The sequence below is a fragment of the Frigoribacterium sp. CFBP 8759 genome, assembly GCF_014841655.1.
Taxonomy (GTDB): domain Bacteria; phylum Actinomycetota; class Actinomycetes; order Actinomycetales; family Microbacteriaceae; genus Frigoribacterium.
Genome location: NZ_JACYUH010000001.1, coordinates 347,754 through 367,788, shown reverse-complemented (window position 1 = coordinate 367,788; position 20,035 = coordinate 347,754). Strand labels below are relative to the sequence as shown.

Here is a 20,035-nt window from a genome sequence, read left to right as displayed (position 1 = left end):
GGGCGCGCCGACGGCTCAGCTCAGGACGTCCTTCGTGGTGAACCGGCCGAGTGCCAGGGCGCCGAAGACCACGACGTAGCCGGCCTGCAGCAGGGCGTTGGCGCCGAACGAGTCCCACGAGACCGGGTCGCGCATGAGGTCGGCGAATCCCAGCCAGTGGTGCGTGAACAGCCAGGGGTCCAGGACGTCCAGTTGCGGCAGCGCATCGACGATCTGGGCGACGGTCGAGAGCACGATCGTGGCCGCCATGGCCCCGACGGGCACGCTCGTCAGCGTCGAGGCGAACAGGCCGATGGCGCTCAGGCCGAGCAACGACATCGTGACGTAGAGCGCCATCAGCAGCAGCCTCAGGGCGTACTCGCCCAGGCCGATCGTCTGCCCGGAGAGCAGGGTGACCGGCCCGACCGGGAACAGCGCGGCCCCGGCGATCGCCCCGAACACGACCACCACGAGCGTGGCGGCGAGGCAGAACGCCGCGGCCGCCGCGAACTTGACGAGCAGGAGGCGCACCCGGCCCACCGGCGTCACCAGCAGGTACCGCAGGGTGCCGAGGCTCGCCTCGCCCGCGATCGTGTCGCCGGCGACGACGCCGACGGTCAGCGGGAGGAAGAGCGGGATCGCCACCGTGAGGGCGGTGAGCGAGACGAAGAGGCCGTTCTGGGTGATGTCGCCGAGGAAGGCGGGCCCGCGACCACCGCCGCCGTCGGAGGACGTGACGCGCACGGCGACCGCGAGCAGCACCGGGATGAGGGCCAGCGCGGCGAGCAGCGCGATCGTGCGGACGCGGCGGAAGAGCATCGCCAGCTCGCTGCCCAGCAGGCCGAGGCCCAGCGCGCTCCGGGGGCGGTCGACGGTGGGGGCGGCGTCGGGACGCGCGCCCGCGGACTCAGCCGGCGACATCGAAGCCCTCCCCGGTCAGGTCGACGAACCGGTCCTCGAGGCTGGCACCGGCCACCTCGAACCCGCGGATGCGCACGTCCGCGACGACGAGCGCCGCGACGATCGACTCGGGTGAGAGCCCATCGACCGCCAGCTCGGCCTCGACGCCGACCGCGCCATCCGCGGTCGCGGGCGTCGCGTCGGGCCGTGCCCGCGCCTCCGGGGAGAGCCCCAGGCGGACGAGCACGTCGCGGGCGGCGTCCGGATCGGGCGTGAGCAGGCGGACCCGGTGCGTGCCGAGCGCGCGCAGGTCGTCGAGCGTGCCCTGGGTCAGCAGCCGCCCGGCGCTCATCACGCCGATGTGCGTGCACATCTGCTCGACCTCGCTGAGCAGGTGGCTCGAGACGAAGACGGTCGTGCCCTCGTCGGCCAGGGAACGGATGAGGGTGCGGACCTCGCGCGTGCCCTGCGGGTCGAGGCCGTTGCTGGGCTCGTCGAGCACCAGCAGGTCCCGCGGCATCAGCAGGGCGTTCGCGATGCCGAGGCGCTGCTTCATGCCGAGCGAGTAGGCGTGGGCCTTCTTCGACGCCGCGTGACCGAGGCCGACGCGGTCGAGGGCGGCGTCGACCCGGGCGCGTCGCGTCGAGGCCGGGGCCGAGCGGTCGCCCGAGTCGAGGCGGTGCAGGTTCGCCCGTCCCGACAGGAACGGGTAGAACGCCGGACCCTCGACCAGGGCGCCGACGCGGGGGAGGACGCGGCGCAGGTCGTCCGGCATCGACCCGCCGAGCACCCTGATGTCGCCGCTCGACGCCGAGGTGAGCCCCAGAAGCATGCGGATCGTGCTGGTCTTGCCCGAGCCGTTCGGACCGAGGAACCCGTAGACGCTGCCGTGCGGCACCGCGAGGTCGACTCCGTCGACGGCGCGCTGGCGTCCGAACTGCTTCGTCAGGCCCTTCGTCTCGACGGCGAACGCCCCTCGGGGTGCGTCGCCGACGGCGGGCACCCGGGCGGCGGGGGTGTCGAGGCTCACCGGCCGGAGGTCACTGCCCGGCCACGGCGGCCTGCAGGGTCGAGGCGTCGACCGCCCCGGCGAACACCCGACCGTCGTCGGTCAGCAGGACGGTTACCAGCGACGTCTCGAGCACCCGGCCACCGTCGACCTTCGTGGTCAGCTGGTCGAGCAGACCCCGGGTGTCGGCATCGGTCGGCGAGGTGCCGTCCGTCGACCCGGCAGCCGGGGTGACCCCGACGATCGTGCTCCAGCCGGAGCCGGTGACGGTCTTCTCGGCGTGCGCCGCGTCACCGTGCGACCGTCCGGAGGCGCCGGTCGGCACGGTCACGTCGGTCACGGTCGCGTCCGCCGGGGGAGTGAACGCGAAGACGGACGCCGCGGGGGCGCCGAAGTCGACCGAGGTGAAGCCGGCCGACAGCGCCGGATCGCTCTGCCCCTTCGCGGCGACGACCACCTTGAGCGGGACGCCGGTCTCGGCGTCGACGGTGAGGGTCGCGCTCGCGACGAGCGTCGAGGAGTCCTTCGGGGTCAGGACCACCTGGTACGCGTCGCGTCCGGCCACCCTCACGTCGGAGTCGGCCGTGACGGTCGTCGTGGACTCGACCGACGACAGGACGAGGTCGGCCAGTTCGGCGGGCGTCTGCGGCACGGCGGTGCCGTCGGGGAGGGCGCTCGGCGTCGGGGTGCTCCCCTGGTCGGGCAGCGTCGCGTGCGTCGCTTCCTTCGTCTTCGAGTCGTAGGCCCACACGCTCGACCCGTCACGGATGACGTCCCGCTCGGCGAGCTGGTCGATCACCTGGACGCGCTGCTTCGTGGCGCCGTCGGCGTAGACCTTGGCCGTGTGGCTGCCGGTCAGCAGTTCGAGGGCACCGGCGGCGTCGGACGACGATCCGCCGCCCGTGGCCTGGGCCGACACGTCGGGCAGCCCGAGGTCGGAGGTCTGCTCGACCGTGCCCGAGTAAGACGCACCCGAACTCGAGGCGGCGAGGGCCAGCACCTGCTGCGGCGTCTTGTCGGGCAGGTCGACGTCCGCCGTGGCCGAGACGGCGGGGACCACGATGCTCGCGGCGATGACGGCCACGGGGACGGCGGCGGCGGTGGCCCAGCGGGTGGACTTCTTCATGACGATCGCGACCTCTCACGCCGGGCCCCGAGCGGGTCGGCGATTGGGCAGGAGACTACGCGCGAAGCCTGGAGATCGCTGTCATCCTCGCCCCCGGTCGCTCGACGTCGAACGAGCCGTGCCGACGCCGGCCGGACGCCCCGGCGCGACCGTCCCGGTCAGAGGTCGACGACCTCGAACTCGAGCAGGTCGGCACCCGTCGCGACGGGCCCGCGCGGGGCGTCACCGGATCCGGCGGGGCGGGCGTGGGCGGCCTTGGCGCCGTCGGCTGACCAGGCCGCGAAGTCCTCTTCGCTGCGCCAGGTCGTCACGACGAAGTAGCGGTCCTCGCCCTTGACGGGACGCAGCAGCTGGAACCCCTCGAACCCCTCCGCCCCGTCGACCGAGTGCTTGCGGGCGGCGAAGCGCTTCTCGAGCTCGGAGCCGGAGCCCTCGGGGACGTGGATGGCGTTGATCTTGACGACGGACACGACGGTGCCTTTCGGTGGGGACGGGAGGGGGAGCGGGTGGGGGACGACGGGAGGCGCGGTGCGGTCGGCGGGACGGCCGCGCGTCAGGCGGTCTTCATGACGTTGGCCGTGAAGCCCTGCACCCGTTCGGCGAGGCCGGCCGAGCGGCGGGCGATCTGCTCGGGCGGGTTGAGGTGCGGGGGAGCGACCCGGATCAGCAGCGAGCAGGCGAGGTCCTCACAGATGTAGGTGCCGAGCGTGTTGCCGTTGAGCCCGGCCTCGCCGGCCTTGGGGGCGGTGAAGAGGCGTACCTGCGTGGCCGGCTGGGGTGAGTGGCAGAGCGAGCACATGGCGGCGATGCCGGGGCGCAGCGAACTGCTCGACGACCGGACGACGAGTCCGACGGGTCGGCCGTCCATCCAGTGGACGATGTAGCCGCGGTGGTGGGCCTGCGGGTCGCGCCAGCCGAGGAACTCGCGTTCCTCCCACAGCATCTCGTGCAGTCCGGGGATCGGCAGGCGGTCGAGGTCGCCCGGCAGGGCGTTGACGAACGACTCGCGGATGTCGGTCTCGGTCAGCGGCTTCATGTTCTCCCTCGTGCCGTCGGGTCTCGTCAGCCTACGCGTCGGTCTAGCGTGGGCGCGTGACGATCCCGGAGGCCGACCGCGAGCAGATCGTCGCGCGTCGCCTCCGAGCCGCGGGCTGCGTCTTCGCCGAGGACGAGGCGCGCCTGCTGGTGGCCGCCGCCGACGCCGGAACCCGGCCCGACGCCGGAACCGAGGCCGTCGCCGACGCGCTCGAGTCGATGGTCGCCGACCGCGTCGCCGGACGACCGCTCGAGCAGATCCTCGGCTGGGCGGAGTTCGCGGGGCGGCGGATCGTCGTCGAGCCGGGCGTCTTCGTGCCCCGCCGCCGGACCGAGCTGGTCCTGGGGCAGGCCTCCGCGGCGCTCGTGGACGATGCGGCACCCGTGGACGACGGCGACGGTCCGGCGACCCGTTCCCCCGCCGTGCTCGAGCTCTGCTGCGGTGCCGCCGCCGTCGCGACCGTGCTCGCCGCCGAGCACCCCGGTCTCGACCTCTGGGCCACCGACCTCGACCCGGTCGCCGTGCACTGCGCCCGTCGCAACCTCGACGGGAGGGGGACCGTCGTCCGGGGCGACCTGTTCGACGGGCTGCCCCCGTCGCTGCGCGGCCGGTTCCGGGTGATCGCGGCGAACGCGCCCTACGTGCCGACCGGGGCGATCTCGTCCCTGCCGCCCGAGGCGCGCCTCCACGAGTCGTCGCTCGCACTCGACGGCGGGGCCGACGGGCTCGACCTCCACCGACGGATCGCCGCCGAGGTCGGCGAGTGGCTGGCACCGGGCGGCACCCTCGTCCTCGAGACGAGCGAGCGTCAGGCTTCCGACACGCAGGAGGCGCTGGTCGCCGCGGGCCTGCGGGCCCGGGTCGTGCGCGACGGCGAGATCGACGGCACGGTCGTCGTCGCCGTCGCGCGGTGAGGCGGTCGGCCCCCGGCGCGGTGGTCCGTGACCGGACTCAGACGTCGGCCGGGGTGACGGAGTCGACGACCGGGGCGTCGGGGGTGCCCGAGATCTGGCAGGTCCACTCCGTCGCGGGGCGGCCGTCGGCGAGGTGGCCCATCGTGACGGTGGCCACCGCGCCCGTGGCGCTGTCGCGGACGTCATCGGCCTCGTAGGCCCACACGTCGCCGAGGTACGGCAGGTCGGGGTACTGCTGACCGATCGCCGTGACGCACGCGTGCCAGGCGGGGGGCGCCTCCTGGGCCTGGGCCGTGGCGGGGGCGGGCGGCTCGGTCGTCGGGAGCGCGGTGGCGTCGGGCAGGGCCGTCGCGTCGTCCGAGGCCGTGGGCGTGGGCGTCCGCGACGCCGCGGCCGTCGGGCCCGGCGACGAGGCCGGCGCGCCCCCGGCGCACCCGGACACGAGCAGCACGAGGGCCAGACCCGTGACGGCGAGGGCCGGGGCGGTGGTTCGGGGGGACGGGCGGAGGCTGCGGGGCACGAGGGCTCCTCGAGGTGGGTGCGACACGGCGGGGTGTTGCACAGGGTAGCGAGTGGCCGGGCCGCCCACCACGCGCGACGCTGAGCCGACACGGAGGTTCGCCCGGCAGGCTGGTCGGATGACCGACACGGACAACCGCGAAAAGACCGCACTCGAACAGGCCATCAGCAAGGGCCAGGCGGGTGAGGGCGACATGAACAGCGTGCTCGCCGAGTTCGTCAACGCCCAGGTCGTCGTCGCCACGGCCACCGACGCGCAGGAGTCGCTGAACGACCTGCAGCCCGTGCTCTTCGACCGCGAGGGCGTGCCCATGCTGGCCGCCTTCACCCACGTCGACATGATCGGCGAGCAGGTCAAGGGCGTCGCCGAGTTCTCGGCGACCCTCCCGGCGGCCGAGCTCGTCCAGGCCATCCCGGCCGAGACCGGCCTCGTCGTCAACCCGGGCAACCGCGAGGGCTTCGAGATGCTGCCTGAGGGCGTCGCCCAACTGGCGGACGACGTGCGCAAGCTCGTCGCCGAGCACGAGGCGGCCGGTTCGCCCGAGCCCGGGCAGCCCTCCCGCGCCGTCTGACGCACCCGCACGACCCCACGACGCCCCGACCGCACCCGGTCGGGGCGTCCGTCGTCGTCCGGGTGGCCCGGATCGCGTGAGATCCCGAAACCTGCGTGTCACACGACGACGCTAGGCTGGCGCCACAATCGAACATCGGGCCACGAACACGTCGCGGGAGAGCCCCGGTGCGCAGAGACTGCGCCGACCGGGCACCGAAGGAGCAAGCTCCCCGCCAATCTCTCAGGTACGCGTACCGCGACGGACTGGCCACTCTGAAAAGCAGGAGGCGCGAGGCGGTCGACAGACCCCCTCGCCGGTCCTCGCCCACGGTGAAAACCGGCCTCGGCCGGTGAAGCTCTCAGGCCCATGACAGAGGGGGAGCCCCGACCGGCGGACCGCCGGACGGGGCTGCCCCGTCGTGCCCCATCCGCACGACACCGTTCCCGGCCGAGACACCTGGCGGCCGGTCCGTCCCTCTCAGGAGCACGATGTCCGACGCAGCCTCGAACCTTCCCGCCGCCCCCGGGCCCGACGACGACGACCTCGGCGGTGCCGACGCGTCCGCCGTGCTCGACGGCGACGTCGTCCTCTCCGACGACGGCACCGAGGGCATCGCCACCGGGCCGGGCGACGCCCACGACCTGACCGGTACCGACGAGCCCGACGAGCGCTACAGCCCGTTGCACGAGGTCCACGTCGCCGCCGGCGCCGTCTTCACCGACTTCGCGGGGTGGCAGATGCCGGTCCGCTACGACTCCGACCTCGCCGAGCACCACGCCGTCCGCACCGCCGCGGGGCTGTTCGACCTCTCGCACATGGCCGAGATCGCCGTGGTGGGGCCCGACGCCGGCGCCTTCCTCGACCACGCCCTGGCCGGCACCCTCTCGACCATCGCCGTCGGGCGGGCGAAGTACTCGCTCCTGCTCGCCGCCGAGGGCGGGATCGTCGACGACCTGGTCGTCTACCGCCTCGACGAGCACGACTTCCTGGTCGTGGCCAACGCGGGCAACCGCGAGGCGGCGTTCGCGGCATTGGCGACCCGCGCCTCCGGGTTCGACGTCACCGTGGACGACGAGAGCGACGACACCGCGCTGATCGCGGTCCAGGGGCCCGAGAGCGAGGGCGTGCTCGACGAACTCGTCACGGCCGACCGCCTCCAGCCCGACGCCCCGCTGTCCACGCTGCGGTACTACCGCGTGCTGCAGGCCACCTTCGACGACGCCCCCGTGCTGATCGCGCGCACCGGGTACACCGGCGAGGACGGCTTCGAGCTCTACGTCGACCCCGAGACCGCCCCGTCGCTGTGGGCCGCGATCGCCGAGGCCGGCGGACCCCGGGGGATCGTCCCCGCGGGGCTGGCCAGCCGCGACACGCTCCGTCTCGAGGCCGGCATGCCGCTCTACGGCCACGAACTCGGCCTCGACGTCCGCCCCGACCAGGCCGGGCTCGGCCGGGTCGTCGACACCTCGAAGGACTTCGTCGGGCGCTCGAACGTCGAGCCCGCCGCCGGCGCCCGCGTCCTCGTCGGACTGACGCTCACCGGGCGCCGGGCCGCCCGGGCGGGCTACCCGGTCGTCACCGACGACGGCACCGTCGTCGGCGAGGTCACGAGCGGCGCGCTGTCGCCCACCCTCGGCCACCCGGTGGCCATGGCCTACGTCGACCCCGACGTCGTCGACCGCGGTCCCGCACTGGCCGTCGACGTCCGCGGCACCGCCGTCGCCGCCACCGTCGTCCCGCTGCCCTTCTACAAGCGCTCCTAGGCACCCCCTCCCTCGAAAGGACCGGCCATGACCGATCTCACCGCACTGAAGTACACCGCCGAGCACGAGTGGCTCCTGATCGACGGCGACACCGCCACCGTGGGCATCACCGACTACGCCGCCGACAAGCTGGGCGACGTCGTCTACGTCGACCTGCCCGCCGAGGGCACCGAGGTCGAGACCGGCACGGTCGTCGGCGAGATCGAGTCGACCAAGTCGGTCGGCGAGCTGTTCGCCCCCGCGCTCGGCACGGTCCTCGAGGCCAACCAGGCCGTCGTCGACAGCCCCGACCTCGTCAACAGCGACCCGTTCGGCGACGGCTGGCTCATCAAGATCACCCTGTCGTCGACCGACGGCCAGGGCCTGCTCTCGCGCGACGAGTACGTCGCGCTGACCGCCGAATGAGCGCCGAGCAGACGGGCGGGTCCGTCTTCGGCGGCTGGTCCGACCAGGTCGCCACCGGCTTCGTCGACCGCCACGTCGGCACCACCCCGGACGACCAGGCGACCATGCTCGCCGCCGTGGGGCACGACAGCGTCGAGTCGCTCGTCGCGGCCGCCGTGCCTGACGCGATCCACGCCGCGCCCGTCGAGGGCAGCGTGCTGCCCGAGCCGATCGGCGAAGAAGAGGCGCTCGCCGAGTTGCGGGCCCTCGCGGGGCGCAACCGCGTCTCGCGCAGCCTCCTCGGTCTCGGGTACTACGACACCGTCACCCCGGCCGTCATCCAGCGCAACGTGCTCGAGAACCCCAGTTGGTACACCGCCTACACGCCGTACCAGCCCGAGATCTCGCAGGGTCGACTCGAGGCCCTCATCAACTTCCAGACGATGGTGGCCGAGCTGACCGGGCTCTCGACCGCCAACGCGTCGATGCTCGACGAGGGCACGGCCGTCGTCGAGGGCATGCTGCTGGCCCGCCGTGCGTCCAAGGCGAAGACCGACGTCTTCGTCGTCGACAGCGACACCTTCCCGCAGACCAAGGCCCTGCTCGCCGGCCGCGCCGAGGCCGTCGGCATCGAACTCGTCGAGCTCGACCTCTCGGTGCTCGACCCCGCCGAGCTGCCCGAGTCGTTCGGCCTCTTCGTCCAGTACCCCGCGGCGTCCGGGTCCGTCTGGAGCCCGCGTGCCGTCGTCGAGGCGGCCCACGCCCAGGGCGGTCTGGCCGTCGTCGCCGCCGACCTGCTCGCGCTCTCGCTGATCGAGGCACCCGGCGAGTTCGGGGCCGACGTCGCCGTGGGCACCAGCCAGCGCTTCGGCGTGCCGATGGGCTTCGGCGGTCCGCACGCGGGCTACATGGCCGTCCGCACGGGGCTCGAGCGTCAGCTGCCCGGGCGCCTGGTCGGGGTCTCGCAGGACGCCGTCGGGCAGCCCGCCTACCGCCTCAGCCTGCAGACCCGCGAGCAGCACATCCGTCGCGAGAAGGCCACGTCGAACATCTGCACCGCGCAGGTGCTGCTCGCCGTGATGGCGTCGATGTACGCGGTCTACCACGGCCCCTGGGGGCTGCGGCACATCGCGACGCGCGTGCACGGCCACGCCTCCGACCTGGCGGCCGCAATCGGGGCGAGCGAGCTCGAGCTCGAGCGGGACTCGTTCTTCGACACCCTTCAGGTCTTCGTCCCGGGTCGGGCGGCCGAGATCGTCGCCGCGGCACACGCTCGGGGCTACCTGCTGCACGCCGTCGACGACGACTGCGTCCGTCTCTCGTTCGACGAGACCACGACGCGGGACGACGTCCGGGTCGTCGCCGAGGTGCTCGGCGTCGAGCTGCTCGACGATGCCGCACCCTCGGGCCTGCAGGAGGCGCTGCTGCGGACGAGCGACTACCTCACGCACCCGGTCTTCCGCACCCACCGCAGCGAGACCAGCATGATGCGCTACCTCAAGCACCTGGCCGACAAGGACTACGCGCTCGACCGCGGGATGATCCCGCTCGGCAGCTGCACGATGAAGCTCAACGCGGCGACCGAGATGGCCGCGGTCACCTGGCCCGAGTTCGCCGGCGTGCATCCGTTCGCCCCGGCCGACGACGTGGCAGGGTACCTCGACCTGATCGGTCAGCTCGAGGGATGGCTGGCCGAGGTCACGGGCTACGACACGGTCTCGCTGCAGCCCAACGCCGGCAGCCAGGGCGAACTCGCGGGTCTCCTCGCGATCCGCGGTTACCACCTGTCGAACGGCGACGGCGAGCGGACGGTGTGCCTGATCCCGCAGAGCGCGCACGGCACGAACGCGGCCAGCGCGGTGCTCGCGGGCATGCGCGTCGTCGTGGTGGCCTGTGACGAGGGCGGCAACGTCGACCTCGACGACCTGCGCGCCAAGGTCGAGCAGCACGCGGCCCAGCTCGCGGCGCTCATGATCACCTACCCGTCGACGCACGGCGTGTACGAGCACGACATCGTCGCCCTCACCGACGCCGTGCACGCGGCCGGAGGCCAGGTCTACGTCGACGGGGCGAACCTCAACGCCCTGCTCGGGGTGGCGCGCTTCGGCGACTTCGGCGGCGACGTCTCGCACCTCAACCTGCACAAGACCTTCTGCATCCCGCACGGTGGGGGCGGTCCGGGCGTGGGCCCGGTCGCGGCGAAAGCCCACCTCGCGCCCTTCCTGCCCGGTCACCCGATGGCCCAGCAGGCCGACCGTCGCACGGGTTCGGCCCCCGCGGCCGAGGGGGACCGTCTCGCCCACGCCGGCGTGCCCGTCTCGAGTGCTCCGTACGGGTCGCCGAGCATCCTGCCGATCAGCTGGGCCTACGTGCGCATGATGGGCACCGAGGGCCTCACCCGGGCGACCGGGGCGGCCGTCCTGGCGGCCAACTACGTCGCCGCCCGCCTCCGTGAGCACTTCCCCGTGCTGTACGCGGGCGAGAACGGCCTCGTGGCGCACGAGTGCATCCTCGACCTGCGGCCGTTGCGCGACGCGACCGGGGTCACCGTCGACGACGTGGCCAAGCGCCTCATCGACTACGGCTTCCACGCCCCGACCATGTCGTTCCCCGTCGCGGGCACCCTCATGGTCGAGCCGACCGAGAGCGAGGACCTCGCCGAGATCGACCGCTTCGTTGACGCGATGATCGCGATCAAGGGCGAAGCCGACGCCGTGGCGGCTGGTCGGTACACCGCCGAGTCGAGCCCGTTGCGCGGTGCGCCCCACACGGCCGAGTCGGTCGTCGTGGGCGAGTGGACCGCCGAGTACGGCCGCGAAGAGGCCGTGTACCCGGTCCGCTCGCTCGTGCGCAGCAAGTACTGGCCGCCGGTGCGTCGCATCGACCAGGCCTACGGTGACCGCAACCTGTTCTGCAACTGCCCGCCGGCCGAGGCGTTCGCCTAGATCGCGTCGGGCGCCGACCGCGCCTCGGACGGGAAACCGCCAGCACCCGATCCCGTCGAGTGCTGGCGGTTCCCTTTGGGTCCCTCGGGCGTCGGCCGCCGAGTGTCGCGGAGGGCGTTCACGTAGCGGCGACCGTCCCGATCGACGCCCGGGGGACAGCTCACGCTGTGTGGCTAGCTCGGGGTGCTCCGACCCGTGGGTACATCAGACTCGCCCCCCGAACGAGTGTCAAGACCCAGTTCCGCCCGCGAGCGTCCCCGGACGATCCCTCCCGGTGCGTCAGGACGGCAGCCCGAAGAGGGTGGGGAAGGTCGTCGCGGCCCACGGGTAACCCACGAAGACGGCCGCGTCCATCAGGACGTGCGCGACGACGAGCGGCAGCACCCGGCCGAACCGTACGTAGAGCCAGCCGAAGGCGACGCCCATGACCACGTTGCCGACGAAGGCGCCGAACCCCTGGTAGAGGTGGTAGCTGCCGCGGAGCAGGGCCGCCGTCACGATGATCGACCACGTGCGCCAACCGAGGTCGCGGAGGCGCGCGAAGAGGTACGCGACGACGATCACCTCCTCGGTCACCCCCGCGCGCAGCGCCGAGAGCAGCAGCACGGGGACGGTCCACCAGTGCTCGCCGAGGTTCGTCGGCACGACGGTGACCGTCAGGTCGAGCGCCTTGCCCACGAGGTAGAGGCCGATGCCGGGGATGCCGATGGCGAGGGCCAGCCCGACGCCGCCGAGGGTGTCCCGTCCGGCACGCGAGAAGTCGACGCCGAGACGTCCCAGGTGGGGTCGCTCCTCGCGCCACAGCAGGAAAGCCACGAGCACCACCGGCACGAGGTCCACCGCGACGCCGAGCACCTGGTAGGCGAGGTCGAAGAACTCCCGACTGCTCAGTGGTGAGTTCAGCGTGGCGGTCTGCTGCGAGAGGGCGGTCTGCTGGGTGAGCCGGTTGACGATCGAGAGCACCGAGTACACGGCCGACGTGCCGAGCGAGAGGCCGAGGACGATCGCGATCTCGACCCGGAGGCGCGCTCGGGTCAACGGGGCCGGGCGCGGTGCGAGGGCATCACGTGGCGTCACGGCGGAGGCGGGGTCCTGGGGGCGGCTCACGGGGGCGATCGTACGGGACCGGCGTGGGTGGGCCGACCCGCGCCTCCTGCCGTGGCGGAGAACAATACCTGCCAGGTGGCGGATTTCTCGCAGCCGATTCATGCGAACTTCAGGCCCTACGCGCAACGAACCGGGTGCCGACGCAACGATCCGGCGAGTTGGTTTCCGTCGTGTAACCGTTGACGTCGGGGTTTGGTGATGCCCGAACGGGGTGCCTAGGCTCACACCATCCAACGCGGCACGGCCCCTGGGCACAGTGCTGCGTCCTTTCCCGCATCAGGAGGAACATTGAAGAAGACGCGCATGGGCCTGTCGGCCGTCGCCGTCGTGGGGACGGCAGCACTCGTCCTCACCGGTTGCGCCAGCGGCAGCGGGGACGACGACACGTCGTCCGGTGACGCTACCGCGATCATCAAGACGAACGGCACCGAGCCCGAGAACCCGCTCGTCCCGTCGAACACCACCGAGACCGGTGGTGGCCGCATCGTCACCTCGATCTTCGCCGGTCTCGTCAGCTACAACGCCGACGGCACCACCAAGAACGAGGTGGCCGACAGCATCGAGAGCGACGACGCCACCGTGTGGACCGTCACGCTCAAGGACGGCTGGAAGTTCACCGACGGCACCGACGTCACGAGCGAGTCGTTCACGAAGGCCTGGAACTGGGCGGCGAGCTTCGACAACGTCGCGAACTCGTCCGGCAGCTCGTTCTTCGAGAACTTCAAGGGCTACAGCGACACCGAGCAGAGCGACCTCGACCTCACCGTCGAGAGCCCGACCGAATTCACGGTGACGCTCAACACCCCCGAGGCCGACTTCCCGCTGCGCCTCGGCTACTCGGCCTACTCGCCGCTGCCCGAGTCGTTCTACGCCGACCCCGCCGCGTTCGGCGAGAACCCGGTCGGCAACGGCCCGTACATGCTCGACGGTGAAGGCGCCTGGACGCACAACCAGGGCATCAAGCTCAAGACGAACCCCGACTACGACGGCAACCGCAAGCCGAAGAACGGCGGGCTCGACATCAACTTCTACACCTCGCTCGACTCGGCCTACGCCGACGTGCAGGGTGGCAACCTCGACGTGCTCGACCAGATCGGCCCGGCGGCGTTCCAGACGTACCAGAGCGACTTCCCCGACACGAACGTCAACCAGCCCGCCGCGGTCTTCCAGGGCATGACGATCCCGCAGTACCTCGCTCACTTCGGTGACGACGAAGAGGGCGACCTGCGTCGTCAGGCCATCTCGATGTCCATCAACCGCGACGACGTCACGAAGGTCATCTTCCAGGGCACGCGGACGCCGGCCAAGGACTTCACCTCGCCCGTCATCCCCGGTTACACCGACGAGCTCGAGGGTGAGAGCGTCCTCTCGTTCGACGCCGACAAGGCCAAGGACCTCTGGGACCAGGCCGACGCGATCTCGCCCTACGGCGACACCACGTTCACCATCGGCTACAACTCCGACGGTGGACACCAGGAGTGGGTGGACGCGGTCACCGCGAACATCTCGAAGACGCTGGGCATCAAGGCCGAGGGCAAGCCCTACCCGACCTTCGCCGAGTTCCGCACCGACGCCTCGGGTGGTGCCATGACCGGCGCCTTCCGTTCGGGTTGGCAGGCCGACTACCCGTCGCTGTACAACTTCCTGTACCCGACGATGGCCACCGACGGCAGCTCGAACGACGGCAAGTACTCGAACCCCGAGTTCGACGACCTGCTCGCCGAGGGCAGCGCCGCGAGCGACGTGGACGACGCGAACGCCTCGTACCAGAAGGCCCAGGAGGTCCTGCTCAAGGACCTGCCGATCATCCCGCTGTGGTACGCGAACGTCAACGGCGTCTGGGCCGACACGGTGAGCAACGTCGAGTACGGCTGGGACTCCGTGCCGATCTACGAGAACATCACCAAGTAACCAAGTAAGGTCGTCGCTCACGCGCTCGACCGACGCTCGACGGGGTCCGGGCAGTGTTCGCACTGTCCGGACCCCTTCGGCGGGCCCACCCACCTCTCCCTCCACACGATTGCGATAACGATGCACGCGCAGACGTCCGAGGAAGCCTGATGCTCTGGTACACCGGACGCCGGCTCCTCCAACTGATCCCCGTCTTCTTCGGGGCGACGTTCCTCATCTACTTCATGGTCTTCGCGCTGCCCGGTGACCCCGTGGCGGCGCTGTTCGGCGACAAGACCCCGTCGCCGGCCGTCATCGAGGCCATCCGCGCCGAGTACAACCTCGACCAACCGTTCATCGTGCAGTACCTGCTGTACATCGGCGGCCTGTTCACCGGCGACCTCGGCACGACCTTCTCCGGGCGCCCCGTGGTCGACGAGCTGATCCGCGCGTTCCCGATCACGTTCCGGCTCGCGATGCTCGCCCTGCTCTTCGAGGCCGTCGCCGGCATCGTCGTGGGCCTGATCGCCGGGCTCCGCAAGGGCAAGCTCTTCGACACGAGCGCCCTCGTCGTCAGCCTGCTGCTCATCTCGGTGCCGACGTTCGTCATCGGCTTCCTGCTGCAGTACGTCTTCGGCATCCAGCTCGGCCTGTTCCGCACGACGGTCAGCTCGCAGGCGCCCTGGGACGAACTCGTCCTGCCGGCCATCGTGCTCGCCTCGGTGTCGTTCGCGTACATCGTCCGCCTGACCCGCGCCTCCGTGTCCGAGAACTCGAGCGCGGACTTCGTGCGCACCGCGTCGGCGAAGGGCCTCACCCGTGGCCGCGTCGTCACGGTGCACATCCTGCGCAACTCGCTCGTCCCCGTGGTCACCTACCTCGGCGTCGACATCGGTTCGCTGATGGTCGGTGCCATCGTCACCGAGGGAATCTTCAACATCCAGGGCGTCGGCGGAACCGTCTACCGGGCGATCACGCTCGGCGAGGGCCCCACCGTCGTCTCGTTCGTCGCCGTGATGGTGATCATCTTCATGATCGCCAACCTCCTCGTCGACCTGCTGTACGCCCTTCTCGACCCGAGGATCCGCTATGCCAAGTAACGACTCGTCGGCGTTGTCCGCCGACCACTTCGTCGCCGATCTCGACGAGACGCCCGTCAAGGCCGTCGACGCGATCGACGAGTCCGAGAAGCCCCGCAGCAGCTGGAACGACGCGTGGGACGCCATGAAGCGTCGCCCGACGTTCTGGATCGCGGCGTTCCTCATCGTCGTCGTCATCATGGTGGCGCTCTTCCCCGGGCTGTTCACCAGCGTCTCGCCGACGGCCGCCGACCTGCCCCGCAGCAACGAGGGCCCGTCGGCCGGTCACCTGCTCGGTTTCACCTTCCAGGGAACCGACGTGTTCGCCCGCATCGTCTGGGGCACCCGTGCCTCGTTGACCGTCGGACTGCTGGCGACGATCATCGTCACGATCGTCGGCATCGTCATCGGGTCGCTCGCCGGGTTCTACGGCGGATGGCTCGACGCGATCGTCTCGCGCCTGGGCGACATCTTCTTCGCGATCCCCACCGTCCTCGGTGCCATCGTGTTGATGTCCATCCTGCCGACCAGGACGCCCCTCACCGTGGCCCTCGTGCTGTCGGTGTTCGCCTGGCCCCAGATCGCGCGCGTCATGCGTGGTTCGGTCCTCAGCGCTCGGGCCGCCGACTACGTCACGGCCTCCGCGGCGCTCGGCGTGTCCCGCTTCCGCATCCTGGTCCGACACGTCGTGCCGAACGCCATCACCCCGGTCATCGTCGTGGCGACCGTCTCACTCGGCACGTTCATCGTGGCCGAGGCGACGCTGTCGTTCCTCGGCATCGGGCTGCCGCCGAGCACCATGTCCTGGGGCAACGACATCAACGCCGCACGCAACTCGCTCCGCGTCGCGCCGATGCCCCTCTTCTGGCCCGCAGCGGCGTTGTCCGTGACGGTGCTGTCGTTCCTCCTCATGGGCGACGTCGTGCGCGACGCCCTCGACCCGAAGGCGAGGGCACGTCGATGACCGACACCTCAACCCGACCCGAGACGGCGGGCACCGCGTCGTCCTCGACGCCCCTGCTCGAGATCAAGGGCCTGAAGATCGGCTTCAAAACGCAGGCCGGGTACGTCGACGCCGTGCGCGGGGTCGACCTGACGATCCGCCAGGGCGAGAGCCTCGCGATCGTGGGCGAGTCCGGCTCGGGCAAGTCGACGACCGCCACGTCGATCATCGACCTGCTGCCCGGCACGGGAGAGGTCACCGGCGGCCAGATCCTCTTCGAGGGCAAGGACCTCACGAAGGTCAGCGCGTCCGAGATGCAGGCCATCCGTGGTCGCGACATCGGCTACGTGCCGCAGGACCCCATGTCGAACCTCAACCCCGTCTGGAGCATCGGCTTCCAGGTCGAGGAGGCCATCCGGGCGAACGGCGTCGCGACCGGCAAGCAGGCCGTGCGCCAGCGAGCCATCGACGTCCTGAAGGAGGCCGGGCTCAACGACGCGGGCGAGCGCCTCAAGCAGTTCCCCCACCAGTTCTCGGGCGGCATGCGCCAGCGTGTGCTGATCGGCATCGGCCTGTCGTCGCGGCCCAAGCTCCTGATCGCCGACGAGCCCACCTCGGCCCTCGACGTGACCGTCCAGCGCCGCATCCTCGACCACCTCGAGACCCTGACCCGCGACTACGGCACCTCGGTGCTCTTCATCACGCACGACCTCGGCCTCGCCGCCGAACGGGCCGAGAAGCTCGTCGTCATGTACAAGGGTCGCGTCGTCGAGTCGGGGCCGTCCAAAGAGATCCTCGCCAATCCTCAGCACCCCTACACGCAGCGACTCGTCGCCGCCGCTCCTTCGCTGGCCAGCCAGCGCATCCAGTCGAGCATCGCACCCACGCACTCCCACGGGCTCGCGATCTCCGACGAAGGCGCCGACGACGCCGAGCTCATCGCTCGCGCCCGTCAGCGCGAGGAGGCCGGCAAGAAGGACTCCGAGTACATCTCGGTGACGAACCTGTCCAAGGTCTACAAGATCCGCCAGGGCGGCTTCAAGACGACCGAACTCCGGGCCGTCGACGACGTGTCCTTCTCGATCCCGCGGGGCACGACGATGGCACTCGTGGGCGAGTCCGGTTCGGGCAAGTCGACCGTGGCCAAGCTCGTGCTCCAGCTCGAGTCGATCACCTCGGGCACCGTCGCGGTCGGCGGCCAGAGCGTCGGGGCGCTTAAGGGCCGCGAGCTCTTCGACTTCCGTCGTCGCGTCCAGCCGGTCTTCCAGGACCCCTACGGTTCGCTCGACCCGATGTACAGCGTGGGCAACACCATCGCCGAACCGCTCGTCACGCACGGCATCGGCGACCGGGCCAGCCGTCAAGCCCGCGTCCGCGAGTTGCTCGACCAGGTGTCCCTGCCCGCGTCGACGGTCAACCGGTACCCGAACGAGCTCTCCGGTGGTCAGCGCCAGCGCATCGCCGTCGCTCGGGCGCTCGCCCTCAAGCCCGACGTCATCGTCCTCGACGAGGCGGTCTCGGCACTGGACGTCCTCGTCCAGGGGCAGATCCTCGACCTGCTCACCGACCTGCAGACCGAACTCGGGCTGACCTACCTCTTCATCACGCACGACCTCGCCGTCGTCCGCCTCATCGCGGACAACGTCAGCGTCATGCAGAAGGGTCGCGTCGTCGAGGCCGGCACCACGGACGACATCTTCGCGAACCCGGCGCAGCAGTACACCCGCGAACTGCTCGAGGCGATCCCCGGCGCGAACTTCGAGTTCGGCCGGTAGTCGACCCGCGCCTCCTGGTGTCGAAGGGGCCCCTCCGCCGTGCCGAGAGCACGGCGGAGGGGCCCCTTTACCACGTGCCGTAGACTGTTCTCGCCGGGCTCCGACCCGACCACTTCCCCCTCTCTCTTCTCGTAAGGAATACATCCATGGCGACTGCCATCCGCAGCGACCTGCGCAACGTGGCGATCGTGGCCCACGTCGACCACGGCAAGACGACCCTCGTCGACGCCATGCTCAAGCAGACCAACTCGTTCGACGCGCACTTCGACACCGAAGACCGCATGATGGACGGCAACGAGCTCGAGCGCGAGAAGGGCATCACGATCCTCGCGAAGAACACCTCGGTGCTCTACAACGGTGCCCACGCGACCGACGGCCCCATCACCATCAACGTCATCGACACCCCCGGCCACGCCGACTTCGGCGGTGAGGTCGAGCGCGGCCTGTCGATGGTCGACGGCGTCGTGCTGCTCGTCGACGCGTCCGAGGGCCCTCTGCCCCAGACGCGCTTCGTGCTGCGCAAGGCCCTCGCGGCCAAGCTGCCCGTCATCCTGCTGGTCAACAAGACCGACCGCCCCGACGCGCGCATCGACGAGGTCGTCGCCGAGAGCCAGGACCTCCTCCTCGGTCTCGCCAGCGACCTGAGCGAAGAGGTCGACGACCTCGACCTCGACGCCATCCTCAACGTCCCCGTGGTCTACGCCTCGGGTCGCAACGGCGCCGCGTCGACGAACAAGCCCGACGACGGCTCGCTGCCCGACAACCCCGACCTCGAGCCCCTCTTCGAGGCGATCCTCACGCACGTGCCGGCACCGCGCTACGACGACGAGCACCCCCTGCAGGCGCACGTCACCAACCTCGACGCCTCGCCGTTCCTCGGTCGTCTCGCGCTCCTCCGCGTCTTCCACGGCACCCTGCAGAAGGGTCAGACGGTCGCCTGGGTCAAGTCCGACGGTTCCGTCCAGAACGCACGGATCACCGAGCTGCTGATCACGAAGGCGCTCAGCCGCTACCCCGCCGAGAGCGCGGGCCCCGGCGACATCGTCGCCGTCGCCGGCTTCGACACCATCACCATCGGCGAGACGCTGTCCGACCCTGACGACGTGCGCCCGCTGCCGACCATCACGGTCGACGACCCGGCGATCTCGATGACCATCGGCACGAACACCTCGCCGATCATCGGCAAGGTCAAGGGCCACAAGCTGACCGCCCGCATGGTCAAGGACCGCCTCGACCGCGAACTGGTCGGCAACGTCTCGCTCAAGGTCCTCGACGTCGGACGTCCCGACGCGTGGGAGGTCCAAGGTCGCGGCGAGCTCGCGCTGGCCATCCTCGTCGAGCAGATGCGCCGTGAGGGCTTCGAGCTCACCGTCGGCAAGCCGCAGGTCGTCACGCGTCGTGACGAGAACGGCAAGCTCCAGGAGCCGTTCGAGCACATGACCATCGACGTGCCCGACGAGTACCTCGGCGCCGTCACGCAGCTCATGGCCGCCCGCAAGGGCCGCATGGAGAACATGGCGAACCACGGCTCGGGCTGGGTCCGCATGGAGTTCATCGTCCCCTCGCGCGGCCTGATCGGCTTCCGCACGCAGTTCCTCACCGACACGCGCGGCACCGGCATCGCCAACGGCATCAGCCACGGCTACGGCCCCTGGGCCGGCGAGATCTCGACCCGCACCAACGGTTCGATCATCGCCGACCGCTCCGGCGTGGTCACCCCCTTCGCGATCATCAACCTGCAAGAGCGCATGTCGTTCTTCGTGCAGCCGACCGAAGAGGTCTACGAGGGCATGGTCGTGGGCGAGAACTCGCGCGCCGACGACATGGACGTCAACATCACCAAAGAGAAGAAGCTGACCAACATGCGTCAGTCGACGGCCGACAACTTCGAGTCGATGACGCCCTCCAAGGTGCTCTCGCTCGAAGAGGCCCTCGAGTTCGCCGGTGACGACGAGTGCGTCGAGGTCACCCCCGACGCCATCCGCATCCGTAAGGTCGAGCTCGACGCCAGCGCCCGCCAGCGCAGCACCGCTCGCCTGAAGAAGCAGAACGCGTAAGCAGCACCGCTCCACCGCACCACCCGCCGAGGAGGCGGTCCGCACCACTGCGGGC

General features: G+C 70.8%; 17 protein-coding genes and 1 riboswitch. Of the genes, 10 read left to right on the top strand and 7 right to left on the bottom strand.

Translation table 11 applies throughout. From position 1 onward, the window contains the following. Positions 1-15: 15 nt before the first annotated feature. The 5 genes from IFT79_RS01725 to IFT79_RS01705 form a co-directional block, all read right to left on the bottom strand. Positions 16-900 carry an ABC transporter permease gene (locus tag IFT79_RS01725; protein WP_192122752.1) on the bottom strand — a complete coding sequence of 295 codons (885 nt, stop codon included), beginning with the start codon at positions 898-900 and terminating at the stop codon, positions 16-18. Continuing rightward, complete coding sequence (locus tag IFT79_RS01720) at positions 887-1,882, bottom strand: ATP-binding cassette domain-containing protein (RefSeq protein ID WP_192123112.1); 996 nt, start codon at positions 1,880-1,882, stop codon at positions 887-889. The genes IFT79_RS01725 and IFT79_RS01720 overlap by 14 nt, the downstream gene beginning before the upstream one ends. Positions 1,883-1,919: 37 nt before the next feature. Further along, complete coding sequence (locus tag IFT79_RS01715) at positions 1,920-3,014, bottom strand: LolA family protein (RefSeq protein ID WP_192122751.1); 1,095 nt, start codon at positions 3,012-3,014, stop codon at positions 1,920-1,922. 158 nt (positions 3,015-3,172) lie between these two features. Beyond that, positions 3,173-3,484: an antibiotic biosynthesis monooxygenase gene (locus tag IFT79_RS01710; RefSeq protein WP_192122750.1), complete on the bottom strand. Its 312-nt coding sequence runs from the start codon at positions 3,482-3,484 to the stop codon at positions 3,173-3,175. A gap of 83 nt (positions 3,485-3,567) precedes the next feature. Then, on the bottom strand, positions 3,568-4,050 hold the full coding sequence (locus IFT79_RS01705) for an FBP domain-containing protein (protein WP_056048726.1): 483 nt from the start codon (positions 4,048-4,050) through the stop codon (positions 3,568-3,570). A 56-nt stretch (positions 4,051-4,106) separates the two neighbouring features. Here IFT79_RS01705 and IFT79_RS01700 point away from each other — a divergent pair, with 56 nt between their 5' ends. Next, complete coding sequence (locus tag IFT79_RS01700; RefSeq protein WP_342211744.1) at positions 4,107-4,964, top strand: putative protein N(5)-glutamine methyltransferase; 858 nt, start codon at positions 4,107-4,109, stop codon at positions 4,962-4,964. A gap of 37 nt (positions 4,965-5,001) precedes the next feature. On the opposite strand, the gene IFT79_RS01695 is transcribed toward IFT79_RS01700, so the two are convergent. Beyond that, positions 5,002-5,484, bottom strand: a complete 483-nt coding sequence (locus tag IFT79_RS01695; protein ID WP_192122749.1) for a hypothetical protein — start codon at positions 5,482-5,484, stop codon at positions 5,002-5,004. Positions 5,485-5,602: 118 nt separating this feature from the next. On the opposite strand from IFT79_RS01695, the gene IFT79_RS01690 reads away from it, so the two are divergent. From IFT79_RS01690 to gcvP, 4 genes are all read left to right on the top strand, one after another. Continuing rightward, positions 5,603-6,055, top strand: a complete 453-nt coding sequence (locus IFT79_RS01690; protein WP_054144917.1) for an SseB family protein — start codon at positions 5,603-5,605, stop codon at positions 6,053-6,055. Positions 6,056-6,199: 144 nt separating this feature from the next. Continuing rightward, positions 6,200-6,303, top strand: a riboswitch (glycine riboswitch). A 375-nt stretch (positions 6,304-6,678) separates the two neighbouring features. After that, a complete protein-coding gene (gene gcvT, locus IFT79_RS01685; RefSeq protein ID WP_216844374.1) occupies positions 6,679-7,800 on the top strand; it encodes a glycine cleavage system aminomethyltransferase GcvT in 1,122 nt (373 codons plus the stop codon). Positions 7,801-7,827: 27 nt separating this feature from the next. Continuing rightward, positions 7,828-8,205, top strand: coding sequence for a glycine cleavage system protein GcvH (gene gcvH, locus IFT79_RS01680; protein ID WP_056048718.1), 378 nt, complete (start codon positions 7,828-7,830; stop codon positions 8,203-8,205). A 104-nt stretch (positions 8,206-8,309) separates the two neighbouring features. Further along, the gene (gene gcvP / locus IFT79_RS01675; RefSeq protein ID WP_249407759.1) at positions 8,310-11,129 is read left to right on the top strand and encodes an aminomethyl-transferring glycine dehydrogenase; all 2,820 of its coding nucleotides are present in this window, start codon (positions 8,310-8,312) and stop codon (positions 11,127-11,129) included. Positions 11,130-11,408: 279 nt separating this feature from the next. On the opposite strand, the gene IFT79_RS01670 is transcribed toward gcvP, so the two are convergent. Next, a complete protein-coding gene (locus IFT79_RS01670; RefSeq protein ID WP_374058365.1) occupies positions 11,409-12,236 on the bottom strand; it encodes a CPBP family intramembrane glutamic endopeptidase in 828 nt (275 codons plus the stop codon). 288 nt (positions 12,237-12,524) lie between these two features. Here IFT79_RS01670 and IFT79_RS01665 point away from each other — a divergent pair, with 288 nt between their 5' ends. From IFT79_RS01665 to typA, 5 genes are all read left to right on the top strand, one after another. Then, the gene (locus tag IFT79_RS01665) at positions 12,525-14,147 is read left to right on the top strand and encodes a peptide ABC transporter substrate-binding protein (RefSeq protein ID WP_056048711.1); all 1,623 of its coding nucleotides are present in this window, start codon (positions 12,525-12,527) and stop codon (positions 14,145-14,147) included. A gap of 149 nt (positions 14,148-14,296) precedes the next feature. After that, positions 14,297-15,226, top strand: a complete 930-nt coding sequence (locus IFT79_RS01660; protein WP_043595472.1) for an ABC transporter permease — start codon at positions 14,297-14,299, stop codon at positions 15,224-15,226. Continuing rightward, positions 15,216-16,169, top strand: a complete 954-nt coding sequence (locus IFT79_RS01655; RefSeq protein WP_056048708.1) for an ABC transporter permease — start codon at positions 15,216-15,218, stop codon at positions 16,167-16,169. Before IFT79_RS01660 ends, IFT79_RS01655 begins: the two co-directional genes overlap by 11 nt. Next, positions 16,166-17,923 carry a dipeptide ABC transporter ATP-binding protein gene (locus IFT79_RS01650; RefSeq protein ID WP_192122745.1) on the top strand — a complete coding sequence of 586 codons (1,758 nt, stop codon included), beginning with the start codon at positions 16,166-16,168 and terminating at the stop codon, positions 17,921-17,923. Before IFT79_RS01655 ends, IFT79_RS01650 begins: the two co-directional genes overlap by 4 nt. Positions 17,924-18,069: 146 nt before the next feature. Continuing rightward, the gene (gene typA, locus IFT79_RS01645; RefSeq protein WP_043595466.1) at positions 18,070-19,980 is read left to right on the top strand and encodes a translational GTPase TypA; all 1,911 of its coding nucleotides are present in this window, start codon (positions 18,070-18,072) and stop codon (positions 19,978-19,980) included. Positions 19,981-20,035 lie beyond the last annotated feature (55 nt).

Coding starts and splice junctions, on each gene's coding strand:
- IFT79_RS01705 (WP_056048726.1), bottom strand. CDS start 4,050: ATGAAGCCGCTGACCGAGACCGACATCCGCGAGTCGTTCGTCAACGCC.
- IFT79_RS01725 (WP_192122752.1), bottom strand. CDS start 900: ATGTCGCCGGCTGAGTCCGCGGGCGCGCGTCCCGACGCCGCCCCCACC.
- IFT79_RS01655 (WP_056048708.1), top strand. CDS start 15,216: ATGCCAAGTAACGACTCGTCGGCGTTGTCCGCCGACCACTTCGTCGCC.
- IFT79_RS01650 (WP_192122745.1), top strand. CDS start 16,166: ATGACCGACACCTCAACCCGACCCGAGACGGCGGGCACCGCGTCGTCC.
- IFT79_RS01690 (WP_054144917.1), top strand. CDS start 5,603: ATGACCGACACGGACAACCGCGAAAAGACCGCACTCGAACAGGCCATC.
- gcvH (WP_056048718.1), top strand. CDS start 7,828: ATGACCGATCTCACCGCACTGAAGTACACCGCCGAGCACGAGTGGCTC.
- gcvP (WP_249407759.1), top strand. CDS start 8,310: ATGCTCGCCGCCGTGGGGCACGACAGCGTCGAGTCGCTCGTCGCGGCC.
- IFT79_RS01660 (WP_043595472.1), top strand. CDS start 14,297: ATGCTCTGGTACACCGGACGCCGGCTCCTCCAACTGATCCCCGTCTTC.
- IFT79_RS01715 (WP_192122751.1), bottom strand. CDS start 3,014: ATGAAGAAGTCCACCCGCTGGGCCACCGCCGCCGCCGTCCCCGTGGCC.
- typA (WP_043595466.1), top strand. CDS start 18,070: ATGGCGACTGCCATCCGCAGCGACCTGCGCAACGTGGCGATCGTGGCC.